This window comes from Streptomyces sp. NPDC048416, from assembly GCF_043200435.1.
GTDB lineage: Bacteria > Actinomycetota > Actinomycetes > Streptomycetales > Streptomycetaceae > Streptomyces.
This window is the reverse complement of sequence record NZ_JBICXU010000007.1, coordinates 290465-306663: the sequence shown is the minus strand read 5'-3', so window position 1 is coordinate 306663 and position 16199 is coordinate 290465. Positions and strand designations below refer to the sequence as shown.

Sequence of the window (16199 nt, the reverse complement as noted above, 5' to 3'; positions counted from 1 at the left end):
AGCAGGGCGTCCAGGTTGTTCGTCACACAACGATCTTGGACGCCCTGTCCGCGTTCCCGGACGCACCGTCAGCATTCGGAATGACTCGTCTAGGGCCTTTCGTCCGGATCCTGCCGCTCTCGCGGGGCCCGGCCCCCGCGTTACGCTCAAGGCGCCGCCCAGCGCAACCGATCAGCAGGGAGACCGCACCATGGACACCGCCGCCCGCGCCGCAGCGGAGCTGAGCTACCGGGACGCCACGGAAGCCGACGTCGAGGCGTTGGTGCCGCTCATCGAGTCGGCCTATCGCGGGGACGCGAGCCGCGCCGGCTGGACCACCGAGGCGGACATCCTGCGGGGGCAGCGCACCGACCCGGACGGGGTCCGCGCGGTCATCACGACGCCGGGCAGCAAGCTGCTCACGGTGACGCGGGACGGCGTGCTGGTGGCCTGCTGCCAGCTGGAACACCGGGGCGACGTGGCGTACTTCGGCATGTTCGCGGTCTCTCCCGCGCTCCAGGGCGCGGGTCTCGGGAAGCAGGTCATCGCCGAGGCGGAGCGCGTCGTGCGGACGCAGTGGGGGGTGAGCGAGATGCACATGACGGTGATCTCGGTGCGCGAAGAGCTCATCGCCTTCTACGAGCGGCGCGGTTACCGCCGTACGGGAAGGATGACGCCCTTCCCGTACGGCGACGAGCGCTTCGGGCTGCCGCAGCGCGACGATCTTGCCTTCGAGCTTCTGGTCAAGCCGCTGGGCTGAGCCGCGGCTACGCGGTGAAGCGGCCGGTGCGGCGGATCTCAGGATAGTCGGTCGTGGCGCCGTCCAGTTGCAGGGCGCGCACCAGACGCAGGTGGTCCTGGGTGTTCACGGTCCAGCCGATCACCCTGAGGCCGGCCGCGTGGGCCCGCTCGACTGTTTCCAGGGTGAGCCGGCCGATGCTCAGGACCAGGCTCTTCGCGCCGACGGCCAGGGCCCGGTCGACGACGTCGTGGCCCCAGTCGTCGTCCACGAGCCCGGTGCGTACGCCGGGCACCAGGGAGGCGATCTCGGCGAGCGCCGTGTCGTGGAACGACAGGACCTCGACCCGGCCCACCAGGTCGCGCCGCTCGATCACCTCGGCGAGCGAGCGGGCCGCGGCGATGTCCTTGATCTCTGCCTGGAGCGGGGTCCGTACCGCGTCGAGCACTTCCTCGAACACGGGGACGCGTTCGCCCTGACCCGCGTCCAGCTCGCGCAGCTCGGCGAGGGTCATCTCCCCGACGGGGCCCCTGCCGTCCGTGGTGCGGTCGACCTCGGCGTCGTGCATGACGACGAGGGCGCCGTCCTTGCTGAGGTGCAGATCGAGTTCGATGACGTCCATGCCCGCGCGTTCTGCGCGGACGAAGGAACGCAGGGTGTTCTCCGGCTCGACACCCATGACCCCGCGATGACCGATGGTGAGGAACGTCAAGACAGGCCTCGCTTCCGTCGACGGCGGTATGCGCGCGCGAAGCGGTCCCGTGCGCACGCGGCAGGCGCAGCCTAACGGCCCGCCACCGCTACGGACCCCGGCTCGCGCGGGCCGTCGGGAGTGTCCGCCCGGGTTGACGCGATCGCGAGGATGAAGCCGGTGACGATGGCTGCGACAAGGACGGCGCGGGTGCTCATGGGCGCGGCTCCGGGATGCGTGCGAGGGACGGAAGGAGTCCGTCCTACCTGCGGACACCCCTGCTCTGCCACCTCGCGTCACCCGCCCGTGGGCGATTCGTTTCGCCCTTGACGCGCCGGGCGTCCCGGTCTCGTCCCGGGCCGGGCCATCCGTCGCCCGGGTCCGGTTCCGCACCCTCGGGCGGCGCCAGCCGGTCGAGGTCGGCGAGCATCGCCCGCGCGAGCTCAAGCTCGGCCAGCTCCCGCAGCTCGCTCCAGCGCAGCGCGATGCGCGGATGCGCCCAGTGAGGGTGGTCCTCGGTGCGGGCCAGCGCGGCCCGCACCTCCTCCAGCTGGACTTCGGTGCGGACCAGGTGATCCTCGACGAGGCGGCGCAGCCGCTCGGGCGCCGCGAGGTGGCCGAGCCAGATCCGCAGCACCAGGGGATGCTTGAGGACGGGTGGGCCGCCCGCGTCGGCCGCGTCCGCCCAGCGGGCGAGCGCGCTGCGGCCGGCAGCGCTGATCGCGTACCGCCGCTTGGTGCGCGGCTCCTCGGGCCCCGAGCGCCGCGATGTGGCGTACCCGCGGGCCTCCAGGCGGCGCAGTTCGGCGTAGATCTGGCTGAGCGCGGGAGACCAGTAGAAGAAGCGCAGCGACGCGTCGGCCCACTTCTTGAGTTCGTACCCGGTCCGCTCACCGGGGAACGAGAGCAGGCCGAGCACCGCCCATGCCGTCGGCGGCAACGGCCGCTCGGTCTCTTGCCCGTGGGGAACCTGACGACTGGCCATAGGGCGCATTGAAGTGAGCGCGGGACGCGGATACAACCCCCTCCCCGCCCGTGAGATCGTCCGTGATCCGCGCAGGCGGATTGGCGGATTCCACCGCCGGAGCGGCGCTTGGACGGCGTACCGGACGGCGTACTGGACGGCGTACTGGACGGCGTCGCGCCGGTGCGCGGGCCCGGATCCGGCCAAGGTCGTCGCGGTCCCGGCCCCCGGTGCCGTGCGTGTCGGGCGCCGCGGGCCCCACCGGGCCATGGGCCCTCGGTGTCGGGGTCGCTGCGGTGATGGCTCCGCCATACCGCAGCCATCGCCGCACCATTGCGCCAGCGCAGGAAGAAGAGCGGTTCAGCGGAAGGTGCGCAGGATAATTTACTGATCCCCCTCTTGAGCGGAAGAACCGAACACGGATACGGTGTCCTGACGCTAGGTTCTCCTGTGGAGGAAGTGACATGACGGAAATTCTTGTGCAGGATCCGGCCGTGGAAGGCGCAACAGCCGACCGGCGGGTGATCGATCACCCCGCATGGCCCGCGCTCAAGAATGCCGTCGAGGAGATCAGGCCCTGGCAGTCCAAGGACGGATCCATCGACTTCGACGCCGAGGGCGCACCGCCCCGCGCCGTCGTCGAGGCCACCGTCGACCAGGTGATAGCGGCCGTGGAGGAGCTGTCGCCGCTGCTGCCCCACGACGAGCCCTATCACCGCGCGCTGGTGGGTGACCTGCGTAAATGGGCCGACAGCGCCTTCGGCGTGCCGGACTTCCTGGACTCGCTGATGTGCTTCCACCCGGCCGCCGACCGCGCCGACGGACTCCAGCGCCTGGTCGTTTTCCCCATGTACACGCAGAACGGCAACCCGGACCGCAACCTCGAAGCCGTCGTGCTGCGCATGGTCTGGCCCGAGTGGCTGGCCGAGCTCGAAGCCACCCGCTACGACAACCCGCTGTTCTGCGGCATCACCTTCGAGGACTTCACCGCGGGCTACGACACCCACTCGGCGGTGCTGTTCCCCGAGACGATCGCCGTGCGCGAGGCCCCCGAGCGCTTCACCTGGGGCGGCATCTTCTGCGACCGCGAGGCCGCCCGCTTCCGCGCCGTCACCGAGGCGTCCGTCGGCATCCTCGGGCTCGAACTGCCCGAGGACATCCGGGAGATGGTGGCCGACCAGAAGCGCTGCGAGCAGGCCTTCGTGCTCTGGGACATGGTCCACGACCGCACCCACAGCCACGGCGACCTGCCGTTCGACCCCTTCATGATCAAGCAGCGCCAGCCGTTCTGGATGTACGGCCTCGAAGAGCTGCGCTGCGACCTCACCGCCTTCAAGGAGGCCGTGAAGCTGGACGCCGAGGGCAACCGGCACGGCCGCGACGTGCAGTACGCGGTCCTCTTCGACCGGATGTTCCGCTTCCCGGTCTCCGGCGACCGCGTCCGCAACTACGACGGGCTCGGCGGCCAGCTCCTCTTCGCCTACCTGCACAAGCACGACGTGGTGCGCTGGACCGACAACAAGCTGCACATCGACTGGGACCGTGCCCCGCAGGTCACCAACCAGCTGTGCGCCGAGATCGAGAAGCTGTACCGCGACGGCATCGACCGGCCCAAGCTCGTCCACTGGTTCGCGGCGTACGACCTGGTCTCCACCTACCTCGCCCCGCACCCGGGATCCCGCTGGGCCAAGGGTCCCGACGCCCTGGACGTGACGCAGCCGCCCCGCAAGCTCGTCGACGATGTGCTTCCCGACGAGTTTCCGCTCAGCATGTTCTATGAGGCGCTCTCCAAGAAGCTGAAGAACGTGATCGCCTCCACCAAGGGGATCACCGCCGCTTCCGCTCCCATCGAGGCCGCCGCGTGAGCTCTCGTACGGAAGGTTCGGAAGGGGCGAGGAAAATGAACAACGGACCTCTCAACGGCGCCGTCATCGCCGTGGCCGGCGCGGCAGGGCCCGCAGGCCGGGCCGCCCTGCTGCGGCTCGCCGAGGCGGGCGCGGTCGTCGTGGGCTCCGACGCGAACGCCGAGCGCCTGGCCGAGGCGGTGGACGCCGCGCGCTACGCACACGGCGGGGCCACCGTCACCGGCGACACCGTGGACCTCCTCGACCTCCAGGCCACGCGCGACTGGGCCGACCGCATCCAGAAGGACTTCGGACGCGTCGACGGCATGGTCCACCTCGTGGGCGGCTGGCGCGGCAGCACCTCCTTCCCCGAGACCGACCTCGCCGACTGGGAGCTCCTGGAGAAGCTGCTGGTCAAGACGGTGCAGCACACCTCCCTCGCCTTCCACGACGGGCTGCTGCGCAGCGACCGCGGCCGGTTCGTGCTGATCAGCCAGTCCGGCGCGCACAAGCCCACCGCGAACAACGCCGCGTACAACGCAGGCAAGGCCGCCGCCGAGGCATGGACGCTCGCGCTCGGCGACGCGTTCCGCAAGGCGGGGATCGCCCAGGGCGCCGACGGCCCGCAGGCCGCTGCTGCGATCCTGGTGATCAAGGCACTGGTGCACGACGCGATGCGCGCCGAGCGACCCAATGCGAAGTTCGCGGGCTTCACCGACGTCACGGAGCTGGCGGATGCCATCGCCGGAGTCTGGGACAAGCCCGCCCAGGAAGTGAACGGACAGCGCCTGTGGCTGACCCCCAAGCCGTGAGGACGGACGCGCGAGCGCACCACGACCCGGCGGTGCGCGGCTTCGCCAGCGACAACTACGCCGGCGCGCACCCGGAAATCCTCGCCGCCCTCTCCCTCGCCAACGGCGGCCATCAGATCGCCTACGGCGAGGACGACTACACCGACCACCTCCAGCGCGTCATGCACAGCCACTTCGGCGCGAGCGCCGAGGCCTTCCCCGTGTTCAACGGGACCGGCGCCAACGTCACCGCCCTCCAGGCGCTGACCGACCGCTGGGGCGCCGTGGTGTGCGCCGAGAGCGCGCACATCAACGTGGACGAGGGCGGCGCCCCGGAGCGCATGGCCGGTCTCAAGCTGCTCACCGTGGCCACGCCCGACGGCAAGCTGACGCCCGAGCTCATCGACCGGCAGGCCTGGGGCTGGGAGGACGAGCACCGTGCGATGCCGCAGGTCGTCTCGATCACCCAGAACACCGAGCTGGGCACGGTCTACACGCCCGACGAGATCAAGGCCATCTGCGACCACGCCCACGAGCGCGGCATGAAGGTCCACCTCGACGGGGCGCGGATATCCAATGCGGCCGCCTCGCTGAACGTGCCGATGCGCACCTTCACCAACGCGGTCGGCGTGGACGTCCTGTCGTTCGGCGGCACCAAGAACGGGATGCTCTTCGGCGAGGCGATCGTCGTCCTGAACCCCGACGCGGTCCGCCAGATGAAGCACATCCGCAAGATGTCCATGCAGCTCGCCTCCAAGATGCGCTTCGTGTCGGTGCAGTTGGAGGCGCTGCTCGCCAAGGACCTGTGGCTGCGCAACGCCCGCCACTCCAATGCGATGGCCCAGCGCCTCGCCGAAGGGGTGCGCCAGCTCGACGGGGTGGACATCCTCCACGAGGTGCAGGCCAACGCGGTGTTCGCGCGGCTCCCGCACGACGTGAGCGTGCGCCTGCAACAGCGCTACCGCTTCTACTTCTGGGACGAGTCGGCGGGAGACGTCCGCTGGATGTGCTCCTTCGACACCACCGAGGACGACGTGGACGGCTTCCTGATGGCACTCAAGGAGGAAATGGCGCGCTAGCACGCGACATGCCGAATATTTATGCGGTCGGCCGTAAAGTCATTGACTCGCGGCCGGCCGCATTCGTACGCTCCCGTGCCATGGAGCTCACCCAGCGCACCCCCCAACTCTCGGCCTACCTCGCCGCGGACGACGTCATCGACCATCGCCACCCGCTGGTCCGCGAGACGGCCGCCCGCCTCGCATCCGGAGCCGCCGACGCATACGCATACGCCAAGGCCGCCTACACCTTCGTACGGGACGAGATCGCGCACTCCCAGGACTCCGGGGACCCGCGGGTGACCTGGCGGGCCTCGGACGTCATCGCCACGCGTACGGGCATCTGCTGCGCCACATCACACGCCCTCGCCGCCCTGCTGCGCGCCGAACGCATCCCCGCCGCGCTCTGCTATCAAAGGCTCGCCGACGACGACGGCTCCCACCCCCTCGTGCACGGCCTCGTCGCCCTGCGGCTGCCGGGCACCGAGGCGTGGGCGCGCGTGGACGCGCGGGGCAACAAGCCGGGGGTCGACGCCCAGTTCTCGCTCGACGAGGAGCGCCTGGCATGGCAGGTTCGACCGGAGTTCAGTGAACTGGACTATCCGGCGCTTTACGATGTACCCCATCCGGCGGTCCTGAGCGCTCTGCGCACCGCGCCCGACCGCTCGGCGCTGTGGCCGATCTACCCGACCGAACTGTGAGGCACCCCCCGTCATGACGCTCACGCTCACCGTGTCCGACGACGTCCTGGCCATCGCGCCCGGCTTCACCCACGTCGCAGTCGAGGCCTACGGACTCGTCAACGCGCCCAGCGACGAGGCGAGTTCGGCGCTGCTGGACGACGCCACCCGTCGGCTCACCGAGCGCCTTGCCGGCCGGGCCCCGCACGAGGACCCCCATGTGGCCGCCTGGCGCGCCGCGTACACCGCCTTCGGCTCCAAGCCGAACCGCACCCGCAACTCCGCGGAAGCGCTCGCCAAGCGGGCCCTGGCCGACGGCGGCCTGCCGCGCATCAACCGCCTCGTCGACGTGTACAACGCGATCAGCGTCGCCCACCTGGTGCCGGTCGGCGGCGAGGACACGGACCACATCAAGGGGTCGATGCGCCTGGTGCGGGCCGCCGGCGACGAGCCGTTCCACACCGTCGCCGGCGGCGAGGAGACGATCGAGCACCCCGACGCCGGCGAAGTGGTGTGGCGCGACGACGAGGGCGTCACCTGCCGCCGCTGGAACTGGCGTCAGGGCGTACGCACCAGGCTCACCGAGGAGACCACCAACGCGCTCTTCCTCCTGGAGGGCATGGCGCCGCACTGCGACCTCGTCGCCGCGGGCGCCGAACTGGCCGAGCTCCTGGAGAAGTTCAGCCCCGGGGCGCGGGTCACCGTCCACGCCCCGGTCGCCGCGACCGTGGGGGAGTGACGATTCAGCCCGTCGCCTCGCGGCTCTTGACCTGCTCGGGCGTCGGGGCCGTGCCGCCCAGGTGCGCCGGCACCCACCAGGTGTCGCCGGCGTCCTTGGGGCGTACGGGATAGGCGCGCTGGGCGGCTTCGAGCAGCTCCTGGCAGCGCTCGCGCAGCCGCCGTGTGATGGCGCCCGCGTACTGGTCGGCGGGTGCCTCCACGGGCTCGCCGACACGGATGGTGACCGGGATGTGGCTGCGCCTGAAGTTGCGCGGCCGTCCCTTGGTCCAGACCCGCTGGGTGCCCCACAGGGCCATCGGGATCAGCGGTACGCCGGCCTCCTGGGCCAGCCTTGCCGCGCCCGACTTGAAGCTCTTCAGCGTGAAGGACTGCGAGATCGTCGCCTCCGGGAACACACCGATCACCTCACCGGAACGCAACGAGGCCAGCGCGTGCTGGTAGGCGTCCTCGCCCTGCTTGCGGTCCACCGGAATGTGCTTCATGCCGCGCATCAGCGGGCCGGAGACCTTGTGCCGGAACACCGACTCCTTGGCCATGAACCGCACGAGCCGCTTCTGCGGCAGCGCGGCGAGGCCCGTGAAGATGAAGTCCAGATAGCTGATGTGGTTGCTGACGAGCACGGCTCCGCCGGTACGCGGGATGTTCTCCGAACCCTGGGTGTCGATCTTCAGGTCGAGCGCCTTGAACATCGCGCGTGCGGCGCCGATGACCGGTCGATAGACGAGTTCTGCCATCTCAGGGGAGACCCTTCGTGTGCCCGGGGAGGGTGCTCCCGGAGAAATAAGTTACGCAGCCGTAGGTTTTAGGCTTTGGGCACAGATGGTGCCCGATGCGCGCCGGACCGGCCAGTCCTGACACCGGGCGCGGGCGTAATTCTCATCACGTCTTCGCAGGCCCGAGTCCCGGGAATCAATACGGACCGATGCGCGCTGCAACCGTACGACAGGGCAGGTAGTGGCCGTGTGAAGAGGCGGGGAGGGCGCGGGCGGTGGGAGACGGCGTGAAGGACGACGGCGGGCACAGGCTCGGCGAGGCCGAGTTGGGGACCGGGCTCGGGCGGCGGGCCACGCTGGTGCAGTTCTCCAGCGCCTTCTGCCAGCCCTGCCGGGCGACCCGGCGCACCCTGGCGGAGGTCGCCGCGATGGTGGACGGCGTCGCCCATGTGGAGATCGACGCCGAGAAACAGCTCGCCCTCGTACGCGAGCTGAAGATCGAGCGCACTCCGACGGTGCTCGTGCTCGACGCGCACGGTGTGATCGTGCGCCGGGCGAGCGGGCAGCCGCGCCGCGCGGACGTCATCGCCGCGCTCGGGCAGGCGGTGTGAACGGCGCGCGGAGGCCCCCGGCGCGCGCGAGGAGACCCGCGGTGCGTGCGAGGAGACCCGCGGTGCGTGCGAGGAGGTCCCGGGCGCGCCCGGCGCCGCGCCGCGCAGTGAGTGATCTCCCACATCCCGGCAGGCACTTGACTGGGGAAGCGGCACCTCGACAGTCTGACGGCGTGCCGAGAGACCTCCTTCTCCATGTTCTCCAGGGGCGCGCCCACGGGGACCCCGCTCGCGACGCGAGCGCGCGCTGTCCGGGCTGCTGAAGACCCGCAGCCCTTGTCGCACTCACCGCAGAAGGACAGTTCCATGACCGCCTCACCCGAGCTCGGTACCCCCCGAACAGCCTCTCCCGACCTGCTGAAGTCGGTCTTTCGCCGGCACGCGGCGGGCGTCGCGGTGATCACCGCCCAGCGCGGCGGCCACCCGGTCGGCTTCACCGCCACCTCTCTCAACTCCGTGGCCGCCGAACCCCCCTTGATCTCCTTCGGGATCGGCACCGGCTCCTCCAGCTGGCCGGTCGTGGCCGAGACCGGACACGTCGGCGTGCACATACTCGGCGAGCATCAGCAGGACCTGGCCGCCACCTTCGCCCGCAGCGGCGCCGACCGGTTCGGCCCGCCCACCGACTGGCACACCGGCCCCGAGGGCGTGCCCGTGCTCGGCGGCGTCCTGGCCTGGCTGGTCTGCAAGGTGGTGGCCCGGGTCCCGGCGGGCGACCACCGCATCGTGCTCGGCCAGGTGGTCGCGGGCGACCCGGCGGGCGCCGCCGGCCGGCCCCTGCTCTACCACCAGGGCCGCTTCAACGCGCTGCGTGACTGAAAGTTCCTCACAGGAGCGATTACTCAGCGTTGGCAACGTCACAGTTCAAAGCGCTTGCTTACGGGGAACAAGCTGGGTGTACTGACGAGTAATATTTCGATCGGAGCGCCGGTCGCCCCGACCGGAAACCGCCCCATCAGGCGCCTATGCTGCGTGCATCAAGGCAGCCCAGAAATGACGATGCAGTAGGAGAGCCGGCGTGAGCTTGAGGATCGTTGTCTGTGTGAAGTACGTGCCCGACGCCACCGGCGACCGGCACTTCGCCGATGACCTGACCGTCGACCGCGACGACGTCGACGGCCTCCTTTCGGAGCTCGACGAGTACGCGGTCGAGCAGGCCTTGCAGATCGCCGACGAAGCGGATGACGCGGAGATCACCGTGCTGACCGTCGGCCCCGAGGACGCCAAGGACGCCCTGCGCAAGGCGCTCTCCATGGGCGCCGACAAGGCCGTCCACGTTGAGGACGACGACCTGCACGGCACCGACGTGATCGGCACCTCGCTGGTCCTGGCCAAGGCCGTCGAGAAGACCGGCTACGACCTGGTCATCTGCGGCATGGCGTCCACCGACGGCACCATGGGCGTGCTGCCCGCGCTGCTCGCGGAGCGACTGGGCGTCCCGCAGGTCACGCTGCTCTCCGAGGTCTCGGTCGAGGGCGGCACCGTCAAGGGCCGCCGCGACGGCGACGCCGCGTCCGAGCAGCTGGAGGCCTCGCTGCCGGCCGTCGTGTCGGTGACGGACCAGTCGGGCGAGGCCCGCTACCCGTCCTTCAAGGGCATCATGGCCGCCAAGAAGAAGCCGGTCGAGGCGCTGGACCTGGGTGACCTGGACCTGGAGGCCGACGAGGTCGGCCTCGAAGGTTCCTGGACCGCGGTCGACTCCGCGTCCGCGCGTCCGGCCCGCACGGCCGGCACGATCGTCAAGGACGAGGGCGAGGGCGGCAAGCAGCTGGCCGAGTACCTCGCGAGCCAGAAGTTCATCTAAGTGCCCCGGCCCGAGAACACCGGGCCGCCCGCACTTGCGGCTCGCCGAGCCTGCCCCTCAACTGCCCGCCTTTTCTTCGCACTTGCAGGAGATTGAAGTCCCATGGCTGAAGTTCTGGTCTACGTCGACCACGTGGACGGCGCCGTCCGCAAGCCCACCCTCGAACTGCTGACCCTGGCCCGCCGCATCGGCGAGCCGGTCGCCGTCGCGCTGGGCGCGGGCGCAGAGAACACCGCCGCCGCGCTCGCCGAGCACGGCGCGGTCAAGGTCCTCACCGCCGACGCCCCCGAGTTCGTCGACTACCTCGTCGTACCGAAGGTGGACGCGCTCCAGGCCGCCTACGAGGCCGTGTCGCCCGCCGCCGTGCTCGTCCCCTCGTCCGCCGAGGGCAAGGAGATCGCGGCCCGCCTCGCGCTCCGCATCGGCTCCGGCATCATCACCGACGCCGTCGACCTCGAAGCCGGCGACGAGGGCCCGGTGGCCACGCAGTCCGCGTTCGCCGCCTCCTTCACCACCAAGTCCCGTGTCTCCAAGGGCACCCCGGTCATCACGGTCAAGCCGAACTCGGCCGCCGTGGAGGCCGCCCCGGCCGCGGGCGCCGTCGAGGCCCTTTCGGTCACCTTCTCCGCGCTCGCCACCGGCACCAAGGTCACCTCGCGCACCCCGCGCGAGTCGACCGGCCGCCCCGAGCTGACCGAGGCCGCGATCGTGGTCTCCGGCGGCCGCGGCGTCAACGGCGCCGAGAACTTCGCGATCATCGAGGCCCTTGCCGACTCGCTCGGCGCGGCCGTCGGCGCCTCGCGCGCCGCGGTGGACGCCGGCTGGTACCCGCACTCCAACCAGGTCGGCCAGACCGGCAAGTCCGTCTCGCCGCAGCTCTACATCGCCAACGGCATCTCCGGCGCCATCCAGCACCGGGCCGGCATGCAGACCTCGAAGACCATCGTGGCCGTCAACAAGGACGCCGAGGCCCCGATCTTCGACCTGGTCGACTACGGCGTGGTCGGCGACCTGTTCCAGGTCGTCCCGCAGCTGACCGAAGAGGTCACCGCCCGCAAGGGCTGACCTGCGACATCTGTCCGGCCGGGGGCCGCGTGGTGATCCTCACCGCGCGGCCCCCGGTCGTTTCGGACAACCATTGACGCGAGGGAAGCCGCCCATTAACTTCGCTATACGGATTATTGATTCCGTGAAGCGGAAAAGTTTCGACCGTGTGGAGGGTGCAGGATGGGTCAGCAGGAGCAGGTGGCAACGAGCCTCGCCGGCGTCGTGAGCGAGGAGATCAGCGCTTCGCTCGTCGCCGTGGACGAGGAGCTCGCCCGCCGATACCCGGGCGACCCCGGCACCCGCCAGCCCGTCCACACCGTCTACGTACCCGGCGACGCCTTCGCGGCGGGCACCATCCGCTCCTGGGGCGACCAGGCACAGGCCGCCCTCGACGAGCACGCCCCGGACGCGGCCTCCTTCGCCAAGGTGCTCGGCATCTCCGACGAGCTCGCGGCGCCCGTGTACGACCGGGTGCGCGCCAAGCTGACCCGCGAGCCCATCGAGGACCTGCGCGTCGACTTCGAGGACGGCTACGGCCCCCGGCCCGACGCCGAGGAGGACGCCGACGCCGCCCGCGCCGCCCGCCTCATCGCCGAAGCCTTCACGAACGGCACCGCCGCCCCCTACATGGGCATCCGCATGAAGTGCATGGAAGCCGCCGTCCGCGACCGCGGCATCCGCACCACCGATGTCTTCCTCACCACCCTCATGCGGCACGGCGGCCTCCCCGAAGGGCTCGTCCTCACCCTGCCGAAGGTGACCTACCCCGAGCAGGTCACCGCCTTCGTGCGCCTGCTGGCCGCCTTCGAGAAGACCCACGGCCTGCCCGACGGCCGGCTCGGCTTCGAGATCCAGATCGAGACCAGCCAGTCCATCCTGGCCGCCGACGGCACCGCCGCCGTCGCCAGGATGATCGACGCCGCCCAGGGCCGCGCCACCGGCCTGCACTACGGCACCTTCGACTACAGCGCCTGCGTCGGCGTCTCCGCCGCCTACCAGGCCAGTGACCACCCCGCCGCGGACCACGCCAAGGCCGTCATGCAGGTCGCCGCCGCCGGCACCGGCGTACGCGTCTCCGACGGCTCCACCAACGTGCTGCCCATCGGCTCGACCGAGCACGTCCACGAAGCCTGGCGCCTCCACTACGGCCTCACCCGCCGCGCCCTGGCCCGCGCCTACTACCAGGGCTGGGACATGCACCCCGGCCACCTGCCGACGCGTTACGCGGCCGTGTACGCCTTCTACCGCGAGGGCCTGGAGCAGGCCGCCGGACGCCTCGCGGCGTACGTCGCCAAGACCGAGGGCGACGTCATGGACGAACCCGCCACCGCCAAGGCGCTCAGCGGCTACCTGCTGCGCGGCCTGGACTGCGGCGCCCTGGACACCGCCGAGGTGGCCCGCCTGACCGGCCTGACCCGCGCCGACCTCGACGCGTTCGCCTCGCCCCGCCGCGGCAGCCTGACCGTCACCGCCCCGTAGCCGAACCGGGACCGGACGCCCAGGAGCGCCGTCACACCCGCCCCGTACTCTGTACGCGACCACATCGTCACAGGGGAACGGGGCAGCGGTGTCTACGGGGGAGAGCCGAGTACTGGCCGGCCGGTACCGGGTCGTCGAGCAGCTGGGCCGCGGCGGCATGGGCGTCGTATGGCGCGCCCACGACGAAGTCCTGGGCCGCGATGTCGCCGTCAAGGAACTGCGCGCCTACAACGACGCGTCCGCGCCCGAACTCGGTGACCTCCGGCTGCGCATGCAGCGCGAGGCACGCGCCGCGGCCCGCATCCGCCACCCCTCGGTCGTCGCCGTCCACGACGTCACCGAACACCAGGGCCGTCCCGTCATCGTCATGGAGCTCATCGACGGACCCTCCCTTGACGACGTCCTCGGCGAGCGCGGCGTCCTTGAGCCGGGCGAGGCCGCGGCCATCGGCGCCAAGGTCCTCGAAGCACTGGCGGCCGCCCACCGCGTCGGCGTCCTGCACCGCGACGTGAAGCCCGGCAACGTCCTGCTCGACACCTCGGGCCGCGTCGTCCTGACCGACTTCGGCATCGCCGCCATGGACGACCCGGGCGACGGCTCGGGAACCCTCCCCCAGCCTTCGGCCGGGGGGACCCCCATACGCAAGCTCACCCGCAGCGGCGAACTCGTCGGCTCCCTGGACTACTTGGCGCCCGAACGGGCCCAGGGACAGGACCCGGGGCCCGCCTCCGACATCTGGGCGCTCGGCGCCACCCTGTACGCGGCCGTCGAGGGCGCCGCACCCTTCCGCCGCACCTCCACCTGGTCCACGCTCAACGCCATCGTGGTCGAGCCCCTGCCCGAGGCCCGCCGAGCGGGCCCGCTCGGCCCCGTACTGGCGCGCCTGATGGACAAGGACCCGGCAGCCAGGCCCGACGCTGAGACCGCGGCCCGGCTGCTCATGGAGGTCGCCGCCGGCCAGGGCGCGACCGCGCCGACAGCCGTGCGGACCACACCGATACGCGCCACCGCGCCGCCCGCCGCGGCTCCCCGCAGCGCGACCGTGCGCGACGCCCTGCCCCACCGGCCCGAAGGCTTCGGACCGGCGCCCGCACCGATGGCCGCACCGATGGCCGGGCCGGTCCCGGGAGCGGCGCCCGAGCGGCACGACACCTCAGGACCGGTCGTGCGCGACATCGCACCCGCGCGACCGTCCCCGCGGCGCGGCCGGCGCACGGCATGGATCGCGGCCGGCGCGGCCACGGTCCTGCTTGCCGGCGGCGGTCTCGGATACGCACTCCTCGGCCAGGGGGACACGAGCGGCACCCAGCGGGCGGCCGGGGCGGCGGCCGACGCGACACCGGGCGCCGCCGACGAGCAGGTCGGCGCGGCAGGCCTGGCCACGCCCGGCTCCTCCGCACGACCCACGCCCAACTCGCCCGCACCCACGGCGCGTTCGAGCGCGAAGTCGTCCGCCAAGCCCGACCCGAGCAGGACGAGCGACGCCAAGGGCGGGGCCACCGCGTCACCCGACCCGAAGAAGAGCGCCCCCGGCGCTCCCGGCACGACCGGCCCCGGCGGCACGGCGGGCGGAGCCGCACCCCCGGCCGGCAGCTGCTCGCCGATCGCCGGCGGCAGGTTCACCTGCCAGGTGTGGCGCACCGCCCAGTCGATCCGGCAGGACGGCGCCGCGGCAGGCGTGCTCAACGCGGGCGCCAACTACTTCTACTGCCAGAGCGACCTCGGCCGCCGCGAGACGTACGGGAAGTGGACCAACACCTGGTGGGCCAGGACCGACGACGACAGCGGCCACACCCAGGTGTACGTCAGCGTCGTCTACGTGAAGGGCGGCGACAACAACCAGCCCGTGCCGGGCCTCAAGGTCTGCTGACCCCGCACCCCGCACCCCGCACCCCGCACCCCGCGCTTCCCGCCGCGCCCGCCCCGATCCATGGGCTACGCGTCCGCAGGCGGCCGTATCTCGCCCGACCCCCGCTCGATCAGCACCGTGGGCAGCTCCACGCGCGCGGGCGTCTCATCGGCTCCGTCGAGCCGCCGGAAGAGCAGTTCCGCCGCCGTGCGGCCCAGCGTCGCGGCGTCCTGCGAGATGACCGTGATCCCGAGCAGATCGGCGAGCTCGATGTCGTCGAAACCGACCAGCGCCACCGGACGCTCGCGGCCCGCCAGCACCCGCACCACCGCGACCGTCACGCGGTTGTTGCCCGCGAACAGCGCGGTGACACCGTCCGGACCGGCCAGCATGGACTCGGCGGCGTCCCGCACGCGCTCCGGGGACGTCGGCCCCAGCGACACCCAGGAGTCCTCGACCGCCAGGCCCGCGTCCGCCATCGCCGCGCGATAGCCGCGCAGGCGCTCGGTGGCCGTGTGGATGCGGGGCAGGTCACCGATGAAGCCGATCCTGCGGTGACCGTGCGCCACGAGATGGGCCACGCCCGCACGGGCGCCGCCGAAGCTGTCGGACAGCACCACGTCGGCGTCGATCCGCCCCGCCGGCCGGTCCACGAACACCGTCGCCACACCCGCCTTTATCTCCGGTTCGAGATAGCGGTGGTCGGACCCCGCGGGGATCACGATCAACCCGTCGACCCGGCGGGCACAGAACGCCAGCACCAGCTCCTGCTCACGATCCGGGTCCTCGGCGCTCGAACCGTTGATGAGCAGCGCCCCGTGCTCCCGCGCGACCTCCTCCACGGCCCGGCTCAACGGCCCGTAGAAAGGGTCCGCGAGGTCTTCGAGCACCAGCCCGATCGACGCGGTCCTGCCCTTGCGCAGCACCCGCGCACTGTCATTGCGACGAAAGCCCAGCGCCTCGATGGCCTCCTGGACCCGGCGCTCGGTGTCCGGGGTCACCCCGGCCTCGCCGTTGACCACCCGGGACACCGTCTTGAGGCCTACTCCGGCGCGCGCCGCGACGTCCTTCATCGTCGGACGGTTGCCATAGCGGTGCTCGGGGTGGCGGGCGTTCTCGGCCACAGTGCGCTGTCCTGTCGTCGTCGGGAGCCGTCCGGCGCGCTCGCGTGCCACGGCGGTGGTGTGGCGTCGAGCATAGGCCCTGGAC

At 71.5% G+C, this 16199-nt stretch carries 17 protein-coding genes; 12 read left to right on the top strand and 5 right to left on the bottom strand.

What is annotated here, in order from left to right; all coding sequences use genetic code 11:
• The first annotated feature begins 190 nt into the window (after window positions 1-190).
• Entirely contained in the window at window positions 191-739 is a 549-nt protein-coding gene (locus ACGFW5_RS12915) for a GNAT family N-acetyltransferase (protein ID WP_393834231.1), read from the top strand.
• A 7-nt stretch (window positions 740-746) separates the two neighbouring features.
• On the opposite strand, the gene ACGFW5_RS12910 is transcribed toward ACGFW5_RS12915, so the two are convergent.
• The 3 genes from ACGFW5_RS12910 to ACGFW5_RS12900 form a co-directional block, all read right to left on the bottom strand.
• A complete protein-coding gene (locus tag ACGFW5_RS12910) occupies window positions 747-1430 on the bottom strand; it encodes a glycerophosphodiester phosphodiesterase (RefSeq protein WP_393834230.1) in 684 nt (227 codons plus the stop codon).
• Between the two features lie 71 nt (window positions 1431-1501).
• A complete protein-coding gene (locus tag ACGFW5_RS12905; protein ID WP_393834229.1) occupies window positions 1502-1627 on the bottom strand; it encodes a hypothetical protein in 126 nt (41 codons plus the stop codon).
• A 44-nt stretch (window positions 1628-1671) separates the two neighbouring features.
• Complete coding sequence (locus tag ACGFW5_RS12900; RefSeq protein WP_393834228.1) at window positions 1672-2394, bottom strand: PadR family transcriptional regulator; 723 nt, start codon at window positions 2392-2394, stop codon at window positions 1672-1674.
• Window positions 2395-2837: 443 nt separating this feature from the next.
• Between ACGFW5_RS12900 and ACGFW5_RS12895 the strand changes: the two genes are divergently transcribed.
• The 5 genes from ACGFW5_RS12895 to ACGFW5_RS12875 all read left to right on the top strand — a co-directional run bounded on the left by ACGFW5_RS12895 (window position 2838) and on the right by ACGFW5_RS12875 (window position 7485).
• Window positions 2838-4238, top strand: coding sequence for a DUF6421 family protein (locus ACGFW5_RS12895; RefSeq protein WP_393834227.1), 1401 nt, complete (start codon window positions 2838-2840; stop codon window positions 4236-4238).
• Window positions 4239-4273: 35 nt separating this feature from the next.
• A complete protein-coding gene (locus ACGFW5_RS12890) occupies window positions 4274-5029 on the top strand; it encodes an SDR family NAD(P)-dependent oxidoreductase (RefSeq protein WP_393834226.1) in 756 nt (251 codons plus the stop codon).
• On the top strand, window positions 5026-6087 hold the full coding sequence (locus ACGFW5_RS12885) for a threonine aldolase family protein (RefSeq protein ID WP_393834225.1): 1062 nt from the start codon (window positions 5026-5028) through the stop codon (window positions 6085-6087). Before ACGFW5_RS12890 ends, ACGFW5_RS12885 begins: the two co-directional genes overlap by 4 nt.
• 80 nt (window positions 6088-6167) lie before the next feature.
• The gene (locus ACGFW5_RS12880; RefSeq protein WP_393834224.1) at window positions 6168-6767 is read left to right on the top strand and encodes a transglutaminase family protein; all 600 of its coding nucleotides are present in this window, start codon (window positions 6168-6170) and stop codon (window positions 6765-6767) included.
• 13 nt (window positions 6768-6780) lie between these two features.
• The gene (locus ACGFW5_RS12875) at window positions 6781-7485 is read left to right on the top strand and encodes a B3/4 domain-containing protein (protein ID WP_393834223.1); all 705 of its coding nucleotides are present in this window, start codon (window positions 6781-6783) and stop codon (window positions 7483-7485) included.
• 4 nt (window positions 7486-7489) lie between these two features.
• On the opposite strand, the gene ACGFW5_RS12870 is transcribed toward ACGFW5_RS12875, so the two are convergent.
• A complete protein-coding gene (locus ACGFW5_RS12870; RefSeq protein WP_393834222.1) occupies window positions 7490-8221 on the bottom strand; it encodes a lysophospholipid acyltransferase family protein in 732 nt (243 codons plus the stop codon).
• Window positions 8222-8487: 266 nt separating this feature from the next.
• On the opposite strand from ACGFW5_RS12870, the gene ACGFW5_RS12865 reads away from it, so the two are divergent.
• From ACGFW5_RS12865 to ACGFW5_RS12840, 6 genes are all read left to right on the top strand, one after another.
• Complete coding sequence (locus ACGFW5_RS12865) at window positions 8488-8811, top strand: TlpA family protein disulfide reductase (protein ID WP_393834221.1); 324 nt, start codon at window positions 8488-8490, stop codon at window positions 8809-8811.
• A gap of 306 nt (window positions 8812-9117) precedes the next feature.
• Window positions 9118-9630, top strand: coding sequence for a flavin reductase family protein (locus tag ACGFW5_RS12860; RefSeq protein WP_393834220.1), 513 nt, complete (start codon window positions 9118-9120; stop codon window positions 9628-9630).
• Between the two features lie 199 nt (window positions 9631-9829).
• Complete coding sequence (locus ACGFW5_RS12855) at window positions 9830-10615, top strand: electron transfer flavoprotein subunit beta/FixA family protein (RefSeq protein WP_393834219.1); 786 nt, start codon at window positions 9830-9832, stop codon at window positions 10613-10615.
• A 102-nt stretch (window positions 10616-10717) separates the two neighbouring features.
• Window positions 10718-11680, top strand: coding sequence for an electron transfer flavoprotein subunit alpha/FixB family protein (locus ACGFW5_RS12850; RefSeq protein ID WP_393834218.1), 963 nt, complete (start codon window positions 10718-10720; stop codon window positions 11678-11680).
• A 162-nt stretch (window positions 11681-11842) separates the two neighbouring features.
• On the top strand, window positions 11843-13141 hold the full coding sequence (locus ACGFW5_RS12845) for a DUF6986 family protein (protein ID WP_393834217.1): 1299 nt from the start codon (window positions 11843-11845) through the stop codon (window positions 13139-13141).
• 88 nt (window positions 13142-13229) lie between these two features.
• Window positions 13230-15011 carry a serine/threonine-protein kinase gene (locus tag ACGFW5_RS12840; protein WP_393834216.1) on the top strand — a complete coding sequence of 594 codons (1782 nt, stop codon included), beginning with the start codon at window positions 13230-13232 and terminating at the stop codon, window positions 15009-15011.
• A 65-nt stretch (window positions 15012-15076) separates the two neighbouring features.
• On the opposite strand, the gene ACGFW5_RS12835 is transcribed toward ACGFW5_RS12840, so the two are convergent.
• Entirely contained in the window at window positions 15077-16114 is a 1038-nt protein-coding gene (locus ACGFW5_RS12835) for a LacI family DNA-binding transcriptional regulator (RefSeq protein WP_393834247.1), read from the bottom strand.
• Between the last annotated feature and the right edge of the window lie 85 nt (window positions 16115-16199).